Origin of the sequence: Proteus columbae (assembly GCF_009914335.1) — a bacterium.
In the GTDB taxonomy this organism is placed as follows: Bacteria; Pseudomonadota; Gammaproteobacteria; order Enterobacterales; family Enterobacteriaceae; genus Proteus.
Window position 1 is genome coordinate 3,909,223 of sequence record NZ_CP043925.1, and the last position, 11,430, is coordinate 3,920,652.

Genomic DNA, 11,430 nt, shown 5'->3' on the forward strand with positions numbered 1-11,430 from the left:
AGACAACAAAATGTGCGAACTCGATATTTTACACGACTCTCTTTACCAATTCTGCCCCGAATTACACTTAAAACGACTCAACAGCTTAACGTTGGCTTGCCACGCCTTACTTGACTGTAAAACTCTCACTCTTACCGAACTTGGCCGTAACCTGCCAACCAAAGCGAGAACAAAACATAACATCAAACGAATCGACCGATTGTTAGGTAATCGTCACCTCCACAAAGAGCGACTCGCTGTATACCGTTGGCATGCTAGCTTTATCTGTTCGGGCAATACGATGCCCATTGTACTTGTTGACTGGTCTGATATCCGTGAGCAAAAACGGCTTATGGTATTGCGAGCTTCAGTCGCACTACACGGTCGTTCTGTTACTCTTTATGAGAAAGCGTTCCCGCTTTCAGAGCAATGTTCAAAGAAAGCTCATGACCAATTTCTAGCCGACCTTGCGAGCATTCTACCGAGTAACACCACACCGCTCATTGTCAGTGATGCTGGCTTTAAAGTGCCATGGTATAAATCCGTTGAGAAGCTGGGTTGGTACTGGTTAAGTCGAGTAAGAGGAAAAGTACAATATGCAGACCTAGGAGCGGAAAACTGGAAACCTATCAGCAACTTACATGATATGTCATCTAGTCACTCAAAGACTTTAGGCTATAAGAGGCTGACTAAAAGCAATCCAATCTCATGCCAAATTCTATTGTATAAATCTCGCTCTAAAGGCCGAAAAAATCAGCGCTCGACACGGACTCATTGTCACCACCCGTCACCTAAAATCTACTCAGCGTCGGCAAAGGAGCCATGGGTTCTAGCAACTAACTTACCTGTTGAAATTCGAACACCCAAACAACTTGTTAATATCTATTCGAAGCGAATGCAGATTGAAGAAACCTTCCGAGACTTGAAAAGTCCTGCCTACGGACTAGGCCTACGCCATAGCCGAACGAGCAGCTCAGAGCGTTTTGATATCATGCTGCTAATCGCCCTGATGCTTCAACTAACATGTTGGCTTGCGGGCGTTCATGCTCAGAAACAAGGTTGGGACAAGCACTTCCAGGCTAACACAGTCAGAAATCGAAACGTACTCTCAACAGTTCGCTTAGGCATGGAAGTTTTGCGGCATTCTGGCTACACAATAACAAGGGAAGACTCACTCGTGGCTGCAACCCTGCTTACTCAAAATCTATTCACACATGGTTACGTTTTGGGGAAATTATGAGGGGATCTCTCAGTGCTCAGCATGTTTGAGTGCTTTACTCGCCGCGGGTTGAGAAATATGTAAAACTTCAGCCGCACGCGTTAAGGAACCACAAGTCATTACAGCATAAAAGATATCGAGATGTCTTAATTTCATTCCATGTAGCCTACTGATTATTTATTTCTACGGACTATTCTAACGAATAAAGTATAAATAATCAGATATACTCGTCATAATTCAAATTTTGGTTTAGTTGTCACGAGAATTAATTCGTAAACGTGCAAGCTAAATAGATTGACTAGGGGAATATACGGGGTAAGAAAGCGGCTCGGCATACTGCCCTATAATAAATTGTTAGGAGAAGTACGCCGAGTAGTGTGTAGCTATTAGGTAAAGTATGTACCAATTTCAATAAATATTTTAATTAAGATACTGTTTGAAATATCAACAATAAAGGCACCGACCATAGGAACGACAAGGAAAGCTTTATGTGATGGTCCAAATGCTTTTGTGACTGTTTGCATATTCGCAATTGCTGTTGGTGTTGCTCCCATACCAAAGCCACAGTGACCCGCGCTGATCACGACAGCATCATAATCTTTGCCCATCATTTTGAAGGTGACAAAGCAGGCAAATAGCACCATGACAACAGTTTGTACAGCAATGATAATTAATACTGGCCCTGCCATGCTTGCCAATTGACCAAATTTTAATGACATTAACGCCATTGCCAAGAAAAGCGATAAAGCAACGCTACCTAATACATCGACGGTCGGCTCAAACACTTCGTGTTTAAATACATGAGTCAGTGTATTACGGATAATAATACCGACAAATAAACACCAGACAAAAGTAGGCAGTTGCAGAAAAGTATCTTTAAACAATGCACTGATATAGCCACCAACAACAATACAGATAATCAGCATTGAAATGGTTTCAATAACGTTATTTGCATTGATTTTTCTTTTGACGCTTGGTTGCTCAAAAGCTTCAACGATAGTGTCGCGCTCTTGCTCGGTTGTTTTAGGAATAGAGACCTTTTTCAAAAGATGACGGGCAACAGGGCCGCCAACTAAACCACCCAACACTAATCCAAGTGTTGCACAAGCCATCGCTAATTCAACGGCGCCTGTTACACCATATTTATCAGCGAGAATAGGGCCCCATGCTCCGGCATTACCATGACCACCTGTTAGAGTAATTGAACCTGCAATTAAGCCAATAAATGGACTTTCATTCATCATGACAGCCATACTCATGCCGACAGTATTTTGAATGGCGATTAGGATCGTTACTGCAATAGTTAATAGAACTAACGGCTTTCCTCCTTTAATCAGTCGAGAAAAGTCAGAACTTAGCCCGATAGAGGAAAAGAATGTGAGCATTAATAAACTTTGCAATGAAGCATCAAAAGTAAACGAATAACCTGATGTTTTATCAATAATTAACAGAACAATTGCAACAATAAAGCCACCAACGACGGCTTCTGGTATGTGGTTTTTTTGTAGGAACGGGGTAAATTTTACGACAAACATTCCTATGAGTAGCGCGATACATGCGACTAATAATGTATAACTGGCATCTAGGATCATTTTTTTACCTCTATTAGTTTACCAGAATTTTCACTATAACAATTTAACAATAGTGAAAAATGAAGTTACTTTGGTTAACTAATCTTTAACAATGAGTTTTATTAGGGTATCCATAACTTTTAGTTAATAGGGTCATAATTTTAGTGTGATCTTAATCATGAAATATTAAAAAGATTAAAATAACAACAATGGTATTTAATGATGGGTAAACCTAAATACCATGCGGGATCCGCACTATTTTCGGTGATAGCAAAAAATAAAAAAGTATAAATAATAAACAAAATTATAAGAGAAGGAGAACATGATAAGCGCAGGCCGAGCAATTTAAAGAAGTGTGATATACAACATAAAACAGCAGCATGACCTTTCTATATTTCGTTGCTTATCGAAGTGTTAATTTTCGGGTGGATTACTCTGTTTGTTGATTAATAACGGAGAAAAATATGATTGCTGTAATATTTGAGGTGCAAATACAACCCGACCAACAAACTCGCTATTTGACTTTAGCTGAGGAGTTAAGACCACTATTAAGTCATGTAGCTGGTTTTATTTCAATTGAACGTTTTCAAAGTCTAGCTACAGAAGGAAAAATGTTATCGCTATCTTGGTGGGAAAACGAATACGCAGTTCTGCAATGGAAAAATCATGTTTTACATGCGAAAGCTCAACAAGAAGGGCGAGAGTCAATATTTGATTTTTACAAAATTAGTATTGCTCATATTACTCGCGAATATTCATTTAAAAAGGACAAGGATAATGTTTGATGTTCACGTTGTTTTAGATAATCAAATAGGACAATTAGCATTACTAGGAAAAACATTAGGTAATAAAGGTATTGGATTGGAAGGGGGAGGGATATTTACGGTTGGTGATGAATGCCATGCTCATTTTCTTGTTGAACAAGGAAAGGAAGCTAAAATAGCGCTAGAGCAAGCTGGACTGTTAGTACTTGCGATCCGGACACCATTAATTCGTAAGTTAAAACAGGAAAAACCGGGGGAACTTGGCGAAATAGCACGAGTATTGGCGGAGAATAACATTAATATTTTAGTGCAATACAGTGACCATGCTAACCAACTGATATTAATAACGGACAATGATAGTATGGCTGCATCTGTTACGCTCCCTTGGGCAATAAAGTGAACTTGCGATGGCTAATTTAATACGAAAAGAGGTTACCTTTGAGTCCTCAATAGCCGCGATAGGGGCGGCTATGTCTGACATTTCACGAGTTAAAATACTCAGTGCTTTGATGGATGGGCGAGCTTGGACGGCCACTGAGCTAAGTTCTGTGGCGAATATATCAGCTTCAACGGCGAGCAGTCATTTATCTAAATTATTAGATTGCCAGCTAATCACAGTAGTAGCTCAAGGCAAGCATCGTTATTTTCGGCTAGCAGGAAAAGATATTGCTGAATTGATGGAAAGTATGATGGGGATCTCCTTAAACCATGGCGTACATGCCAAAGTTTCCACGCCAGTGCATTTACGAAAAGCACGTACTTGCTATGATCATTTAGCTGGCGAAGTTGCCGTTAAGATCTATGATTCCCTTTGTCAACAGCAATGGATCACTGAAAATGGTTCAATGATCACATTAAGTGGTATTCAATATTTTCATGAAATGGGAATTGACGTTCCTTCCAAACATTCACGTAAAATCTGTTGTGCGTGTTTAGATTGGAGTGAACGCCGTTTCCATTTAGGTGGGTACGTTGGAGCCGCATTATTTTCGCTTTATGAATCTAAAGGGTGGTTAACTCGACATCTTGGTTACCGTGAAGTTACCATCACGGAAAAAGGTTATGCTGCTTTTAAGACCCACTTTCACATTTAAGTTGTTTTTCTAATCCGCATATGATCAATTCAAGGCCGAATAAGAAGGCTGGCTCTGCACCTTGGTGATCAAATAATTCGATAGCTTGTCGTAATAATGGCGGCATACTATCAGTAGTAGGTGTTTCCCTTTCTTCTTTAGCGACTTGATGCTCTTGATCTTCCAATACGCAACCTAAAGTAAAATGCCCCACAGCGCTGAGTGCATATAATGCATTCTCTAGTGAAAAACCTTGTTGGCATAAAAAGGCTAATTGATTTTCGAGAGTTTCATACTGTTTTTCTGTAGGCCGTGTACCTAAATGTACTTTTGCTCCATCGCGATGACTTAGTAAAGCACATCTAAAACTTTTAGCGTTATTACGTAAAAAATCTTGCCAGCTTTCCCCTTCTAAAGGGCAAAAGTGAGTATGGTGCCTATCTAACATCTCAATGGCTAAGGCGTCGAGCAAAGCCCGCTTATTTTTTACATGCCAATACAATGTAGGCTGCTCTACACCTAGCTTCTGGGCGAGTTTACGGGTTGTTAAACCTTCGATTCCGACCTCATTAAGCAGCTCTAATGCGCTGTTAATCACTTTACTTTTATCTAATCTAGACATCATTAATTCCTAATTTTTGTTGACACTCTATCATTGATAGAGTTATTTTACCACTCCCTATCAGTGATAGAGAAAAGTGAAATGAATAGTTCGACAAAGATCGCATTGGTAATTACGTTACTCGATGCCATGGGGATTGGCCTTATCATGCCAGTCTTGCCAACGTTATTACGTGAATTTATTGCTTCGGAAGATATCGCTAACCACTTTGGCGTATTGCTTGCACTTTATGCGTTAATGCAGGTTATCTTTGCTCCTTGGCTTGGAAAAATGTCTGACCGATTTGGTCGGCGCCCAGTGCTGTTGTTGTCATTAATAGGCGCATCGCTGGATTACTTATTGCTGGCTTTTTCAAGTGCGCTTTGGATGCTGTATTTAGGCCGTTTGCTTTCAGGGATCACAGGAGCTACTGGGGCTGTCGCGGCATCGGTCATTGCCGATACCACCTCAGCTTCTCAACGCGTGAAGTGGTTCGGTTGGTTAGGGGCAAGTTTTGGGCTTGGTTTAATAGCGGGGCCTATTATTGGTGGTTTTGCAGGAGAGATTTCACCGCATAGTCCCTTTTTTATCGCTGCGTTGCTAAATATTGTCGCTTTCCTTGTGGTTATGTTTTGGTTCCGTGAAACCAAAAATACACGTGATAATACAGATACCGAAGTAGGGGTTGAGACGCAATCGAATTCGGTATACATCACTTTATTTAAAACGATGCCCATTTTGTTGATTATTTATTTTTCAGCGCAATTGATAGGCCAAATTCCCGCAACGGTGTGGGTGCTATTTACCGAAAATCGTTTTGGATGGAATAGCATGATGGTTGGCTTTTCATTAGCGGGTCTTGGTCTTTTACACTCAGTATTCCAAGCCTTTGTGGCAGGAAGAATAGCCACTAAATGGGGCGAAAAAACGGCAGTACTGCTCGGATTTATTGCAGATAGTAGTGCATTTGCCTTTTTAGCGTTTATATCTGAAGGTTGGTTAGTTTTCCCTGTTTTAATTTTATTGGCTGGTGGTGGGATCGCTTTACCTGCATTACAGGGAGTGATGTCTATCCAAACAAAGAGTCATCAGCAAGGTGCTTTACAGGGATTATTGGTGAGCCTTACCAATGCAACCGGTGTTATTGGCCCATTACTGTTTGCTGTTATTTATAATCATTCACTACCAATTTGGGATGGCTGGATTTGGATTATTGGTTTAGCGTTTTACTGTATTATTATCCTGCTATCGATGACCTTCATGTTAACCCCTCAAGCTCAGGGGAGTAAACAGGAGACAAGTGCTTAGTTATTTCGTCACCAAATGATGTTATTCCGCGAAATATAATGACCCTCTTGATAACCCAAGAGGGCATTTTTTACGATAAAGAAGATTTAGCTTCAAATAAAACCTATCTATTTTATTTATCTTTCAAGCTCAATAAAAAGCCGCGGTAAATAGCAATAAATTGGCCTTTTTTATCGGCAAGCTCTTTTAGGTTTTTCGCATGTATTGCGATATGCATAAACCAGCCATTGAGTAAGTTTTTAAGCACATCATCATCATAAGCTTTAAGTTGGTTCTCTTGGATCAATTTGCTGACAATGGCGTTTACCTTACCAGTAATGTATTCAAGGCTAATTTTTTCAAGTTCATTCCAACCAATGATAGGCATCACTTCTTGGATAGGGATAAGGTTTTTATTATTATCAATAATATAATCAAGATAATGTTCAAATATACTTTCTAAGGCAGACCAACCATTTGTTAAATCAGTTTTTGTTGTGATGTAGGCATCAATCATAATTAATTGCTGCTTATAACAGGCACTGAGTAATTGTTTTTTATTTTTAAAGTGATGATAAAAGGCACCTTTGGTCACCAACGCTTTTCCCGAGATCTCATCTATTGAAACAGCTTGATAGCCTTTTTCAACAAACAATATTCGTGCTGAGTTAACCAGTGATTGATAGGTACTCTTAAAATTTTCTTGTTGATGATTTTTATTTTCCATGATAGATTTAAAATAACATACCGTCAGTATGTTTATGGTATCATGATGATGTGGTCGTGACAATCTTAAGAACATTTAGGTTATTTTATGTATATTGAACAGCATTCTCGCTATCAAAATAAAGCTAATAACATCCAATTAAGATATGATGATAAGCAGTTTCATACAACGGTTATCAAAGATGTTCTATTATGGATTGAACATAATTTAGATCAGTCTTTACTGCTTGATGATGTGGCGAATAAAGCGGGTTATACCAAGTGGTATTTTCAGCGGCTGTTCAAAAAAGTAACAGGGGTCACACTGGCTAGCTATATTCGTGCTCGTCGTTTGACGAAAGCGGCTGTTGAGTTGAGGTTGACGAAAAAAACTATCCTTGAGATCGCATTAAAATATCAATTTGATTCCCAACAATCTTTTACACGTCGATTTAAGTACATTTTTAAGGTTACACCAAGTTATTATCGGCGTAATAAATTATGGGAATTGGAGGCAATGCACTGAGAGATCCCCTCATAATTTCCCCAAAGCGTAACCATGTGTGAATAAATTTTGAGCTAGTAGGGTTGCAGCCACGAGTAAGTCTTCCCTTGTTATTGTGTAGCCAGAATGCCGCAAAACTTCCATGCCTAAGCGAACTGTTGAGAGTACGTTTCGATTTCTGACTGTGTTAGCCTGGAAGTGCTTGTCCCAACCTTGTTTCTGAGCATGAACGCCCGCAAGCCAACATGTTAGTTGAAGCATCAGGGCGATTAGCAGCATGATATCAAAACGCTCTGAGCTGCTCGTTCGGCTATGGCGTAGGCCTAGTCCGTAGGCAGGACTTTTCAAGTCTCGGAAGGTTTCTTCAATCTGCATTCGCTTCGAATAGATATTAACAAGTTGTTTGGGTGTTCGAATTTCAACAGGTAAGTTAGTTGCTAGAACCCATGGCTCCTTTGCCGACGCTGAGTAGATTTTAGGTGACGGGTGGTGACAATGAGTCCGTGTCGAGCGCTGATTTTTTCGGCCTTTAGAGCGAGATTTATACAATAGAATTTGGCATGAGATTGGATTGCTTTTAGTCAGCCTCTTATAGCCTAAAGTCTTTGAGTGACTAGATGACATATCATGTAAGTTGCTGATAGGTTTCCAGTTTTCCGCTCCTAGGTCTGCATATTGTACTTTTCCTCTTACTCGACTTAACCAGTACCAACCCAGCTTCTCAACGGATTTATACCATGGCACTTTAAAGCCAGCATCACTGACAATGAGCGGTGTGGTGTTACTCGGTAGAATGCTCGCAAGGTCGGCTAGAAATTGGTCATGAGCTTTCTTTGAACATTGCTCTGAAAGCGGGAACGCTTTCTCATAAAGAGTAACAGAACGACCGTGTAGTGCGACTGAAGCTCGCAATACCATAAGTCGTTTTTGCTCACGAATATCAGACCAGTCAACAAGTACAATGGGCATCGTATTGCCCGAACAGATAAAGCTAGCATGCCAACGGTATACAGCGAGTCGCTCTTTGTGGAGGTGACGATTACCTAACAATCGGTCGATTCGTTTGATGTTATGTTTTGTTCTCGCTTTGGTTGGCAGGTTACGGCCAAGTTCGGTAAGAGTGAGAGTTTTACAGTCAAGTAATGCGTGGCAAGCCAACGTTAAGCTGTTGAGTCGTTTTAAGTGTAATTCGGGGCAGAATTGGTAAAGAGAGTCGTGTAAAATATCGAGTTCGCACATCTTGTTGTCTGATTATTGATTTTTCGCGAAACCATTTGATCATATGACAAGATGTGTATCCACCTTAACTTAATGATTTTTACCAAAATCATTAGGGGATTCATCAGTACTTCGCATATAACTCTCCTTCTTCATATAAAAACCTATTATTAATGGATTAATTTTAATTATATATTAACTTACAAAAAATCAAGTAATAATATTCGTTAATACTGTTGCAAGTAAACTAGAAATAGTACCTAGAACTAGAATACATAATATAACAAACATAACTTCTTTTAATCCCACTTTTCGAGTCATAAACCTAGCAAAAGCTGAAAAATACTCTATGTTTTTCTCTGATTTTGTCTTCCAATGATAGATCAACATTTTTGTTTTGACCTGTGTATCTTTATTATAACAAAGATATGAATCCCACAGTTTATCTTCTAATATTCGACAGCGATCATAGGTTGTATGTCCTATTTTAAATTCTGAGGATTCATTTCTAATGAGGAAAAAATGAACTTTATTAATCTCTCTGCATGTCGCGACTTTTTCTCTAATTGTTTTCGGTAAATTACGAGATTCATTAACTCTAAAATCTACAACTTCGCTTTTTTCAAAATAATACGTTATTAATGAATCTTTTGATTTATACTCTCTTGAAATATTATCAATATCTTCTTTTTCTAGAATATACCTAAATCTTAAATACCAATTTTTTCTTTATACTCTTCTGAACAATTGAATATTTTATTGGAGAATTTAATAATTGTTCCAACTTCGTCATCTTCACTATACTCTTCAATTAACACTCTACCTTCTGATGTTCCATGTGATAAATTAGTAAAAAATACAATACCTTCGCTATCTTTTTGTTCTGAAAAAACAATGTATTTAGCACTACATTCTCTTATTGGTTTTATATTACTTACATCATTATTAAAAACAGCCGAGATTAATTTTTCACTTTCAACAACTTTATCCCCTAAAGTCGGAATATAGCTTTTTATATTATACTTAAAAGGTAAGTAAACATTGATTGAATCGAAACATTTATTTTTCCCACTAATTAATACACCTATATCTAAATAATTTATTTTATCATCAGGAAGGTGCCAATAATTAAAATGTAGCTCTAAACCCAGAGTGTTAAACGCATTTTCACTTGAGTTTTCAACCCAAAAAGCTAAACTTTGTGTCATTTATAATCATTCCTGATCAAGATGAAAAAAATTATTATCAGTATCAAACCTAAGTATGTTCAAAAAATCTATGATGGCAATAAAGTTATAGAACTTCGTAAATCTATTGGATTAAGTTTTAAACAAAACAATAAAATGTATATTTATAGCTCTTCTCCTAAAAAAGCGATCACAGGCCATGCTTATATCGATAAAATAGAACAAGTTAGTAAGGATGAGATAAAACAATATTATTTAGATAAAATTGCTATATCAAACGAAGAATTAGAAAACTACCTTATTGATGGCAAAAAAGGAATGATGATTTGGTTAAAAAATATAGTTGAGTACAAAAAACCGATCACGCTCGCAAAATTAAAAGAAACGGGTTTCACAGCACCACAATCTTATTGTTATGTTTCAGATGCACTTAATTTATTACTTGATGAAAATACTTAAAAACAAAAAGCCTCTGCTTTATAAAAACAGAGGCAAATTAACTCAAAGACCCACACTAGGGAATAACACAGACACCGATTGTCTAAATCATTTTATTAAATCTTGGTAAGTGCCTAGCTGATAACCTCGTTCCACAATTGCTTGTTTTAACGTGATATCTGTTAATACTTCAAGCTCCGTTAAGCGCTGAAAGCAATAACCACTTGCACGTAACGAATTGTCAATAAAAGCAGGATGTGTCATCACTTCAAGAGAGTGCTCACGACGTGCTTTTGATTCATCAAGCACCTTTAAAAATAAAGCCTGTGTGATTTCATCACCATAAAACTGGCTATCGAAACCCTCACTACTGATCACACCTTGAGTATCAATGCCTTCTTTTTGCGCTAAAGGTCTATCAACTCGCATCGGTAACGATTTTTCTTTGGCAAATTCCGCCACAATAGGAAAAATTTGCTTGAACATATGCACATGATGATGGCTATCAATATGGTCTGGTTCACAACCAAAGATCTCAATAAAACGCTGATATTGCGCTCTAAGCTCAACACGTATTTCATCAAGTGGCAAATTGCCCTCTTCTGCCATTTGCCAGACCCATTTCCCTAGCACACCTTCACGCGTTAAAGAAGATAAAGGAGACAGCGGTTTACCCATCGTCAACGTAAAATGAAGCCCAACACCTAATCCAGGCAACTCATGACGCAATTGTGCTGCATGTTTAATTCCTTCAGCATTGACAAGTGCCGTTGTTGAGCTAACCACGCCATGACGAAAACACTCTGCAATACCGTAGTTTTGACCTTTACTTAGCCCGAAATCATCCGCATTCACAATTAATAAACCAGCCATTCTGTCTCCT

General features: G+C 38.4%; 12 protein-coding genes and 2 pseudogenes. 7 read left to right on the top strand and 7 right to left on the bottom strand.

Going from position 1 to position 11,430, the window contains the following annotated elements; genetic code table 11:
* Window positions 1–10 precede the first annotated feature (10 nt).
* On the top strand, window positions 11–1,219 hold the full coding sequence (locus F1325_RS18175) for an IS4-like element ISVsa5 family transposase (RefSeq protein ID WP_001339175.1): 1,209 nt from the start codon (window positions 11–13) through the stop codon (window positions 1,217–1,219).
* 15 nt (window positions 1,220–1,234) lie between these two features.
* Here F1325_RS18175 and F1325_RS18180 read toward each other — a convergent pair.
* Window positions 1,235–1,354 (bottom strand): annotated as a pseudogene (locus tag F1325_RS18180) (LysR family transcriptional regulator); the annotation flags it as partial.
* A 230-nt stretch (window positions 1,355–1,584) separates the two neighbouring features.
* Complete coding sequence (gltS, locus tag F1325_RS18185; RefSeq protein WP_000599533.1) at window positions 1,585–2,790, bottom strand: sodium/glutamate symporter; 1,206 nt, start codon at window positions 2,788–2,790, stop codon at window positions 1,585–1,587.
* Between the two features lie 443 nt (window positions 2,791–3,233).
* Here gltS and F1325_RS18190 point away from each other — a divergent pair, with 443 nt between their 5' ends.
* Genes F1325_RS18190 through F1325_RS18200 form a run of 3 tightly spaced genes read left to right on the top strand, consistent with a single transcriptional unit; the run spans window position 3,234 to window position 4,627 of the window.
* A complete protein-coding gene (locus F1325_RS18190) occupies window positions 3,234–3,554 on the top strand; it encodes an antibiotic biosynthesis monooxygenase family protein (protein ID WP_000562370.1) in 321 nt (106 codons plus the stop codon).
* A complete protein-coding gene (locus F1325_RS18195; RefSeq protein WP_000460651.1) occupies window positions 3,547–3,933 on the top strand; it encodes a hypothetical protein in 387 nt (128 codons plus the stop codon). The genes F1325_RS18190 and F1325_RS18195 overlap by 8 nt, the downstream gene beginning before the upstream one ends.
* Before the next feature lie 7 nt (window positions 3,934–3,940).
* Window positions 3,941–4,627 carry an ArsR/SmtB family transcription factor gene (locus tag F1325_RS18200; RefSeq protein WP_001284954.1) on the top strand — a complete coding sequence of 229 codons (687 nt, stop codon included), beginning with the start codon at window positions 3,941–3,943 and terminating at the stop codon, window positions 4,625–4,627.
* Here the strand turns inward: F1325_RS18200 and tetR(B) are convergent.
* Entirely contained in the window at window positions 4,605–5,228 is a 624-nt protein-coding gene (gene tetR(B) / locus F1325_RS18205) for a tetracycline resistance transcriptional repressor TetR(B) (RefSeq protein ID WP_000088605.1), read from the bottom strand. The two genes, F1325_RS18200 and tetR(B), sit on opposite strands and share 23 nt — an antisense overlap.
* A gap of 81 nt (window positions 5,229–5,309) precedes the next feature.
* On the opposite strand from tetR(B), the gene tet(B) reads away from it, so the two are divergent.
* A complete protein-coding gene (gene tet(B), locus F1325_RS18210) occupies window positions 5,310–6,515 on the top strand; it encodes a tetracycline efflux MFS transporter Tet(B) (RefSeq protein ID WP_001089068.1) in 1,206 nt (401 codons plus the stop codon).
* A 112-nt stretch (window positions 6,516–6,627) separates the two neighbouring features.
* Here tet(B) and tetC read toward each other — a convergent pair whose 3' ends face one another.
* Window positions 6,628–7,221: a tetracyline resistance-associated transcriptional repressor TetC gene (gene tetC, locus F1325_RS18215; RefSeq protein ID WP_000428546.1), complete on the bottom strand. Its 594-nt coding sequence runs from the start codon at window positions 7,219–7,221 to the stop codon at window positions 6,628–6,630.
* 87 nt (window positions 7,222–7,308) lie between these two features.
* Between tetC and F1325_RS18220 the strand changes: the two are divergent.
* Window positions 7,309–7,704 (top strand): annotated as a pseudogene (locus F1325_RS18220) (helix-turn-helix domain-containing protein); the annotation flags it as partial.
* A 30-nt stretch (window positions 7,705–7,734) separates the two neighbouring features.
* Here the strand turns inward: F1325_RS18220 and F1325_RS18225 are convergent.
* Together F1325_RS18225 and F1325_RS18230 are read right to left on the bottom strand one after the other, a co-directional pair.
* Window positions 7,735–8,943 carry an IS4-like element ISVsa5 family transposase gene (locus F1325_RS18225; RefSeq protein ID WP_001339197.1) on the bottom strand — a complete coding sequence of 403 codons (1,209 nt, stop codon included), beginning with the start codon at window positions 8,941–8,943 and terminating at the stop codon, window positions 7,735–7,737.
* Window positions 8,944–9,632: 689 nt separating this feature from the next.
* On the bottom strand, window positions 9,633–10,130 hold the full coding sequence (locus tag F1325_RS18230) for a hypothetical protein (protein ID WP_109373738.1): 498 nt from the start codon (window positions 10,128–10,130) through the stop codon (window positions 9,633–9,635).
* Window positions 10,131–10,151: 21 nt separating this feature from the next.
* On the opposite strand from F1325_RS18230, the gene F1325_RS18235 reads away from it, so the two are divergent.
* Window positions 10,152–10,568, top strand: a complete 417-nt coding sequence (locus F1325_RS18235; RefSeq protein ID WP_160230802.1) for a hypothetical protein — start codon at window positions 10,152–10,154, stop codon at window positions 10,566–10,568.
* Between the two features lie 87 nt (window positions 10,569–10,655).
* Here F1325_RS18235 and chbG read toward each other — a convergent pair whose 3' ends face one another.
* Window positions 10,656–11,420 carry a chitin disaccharide deacetylase gene (gene chbG, locus F1325_RS18240; protein WP_109373740.1) on the bottom strand — a complete coding sequence of 255 codons (765 nt, stop codon included), beginning with the start codon at window positions 11,418–11,420 and terminating at the stop codon, window positions 10,656–10,658.
* Window positions 11,421–11,430 lie beyond the last annotated feature (10 nt).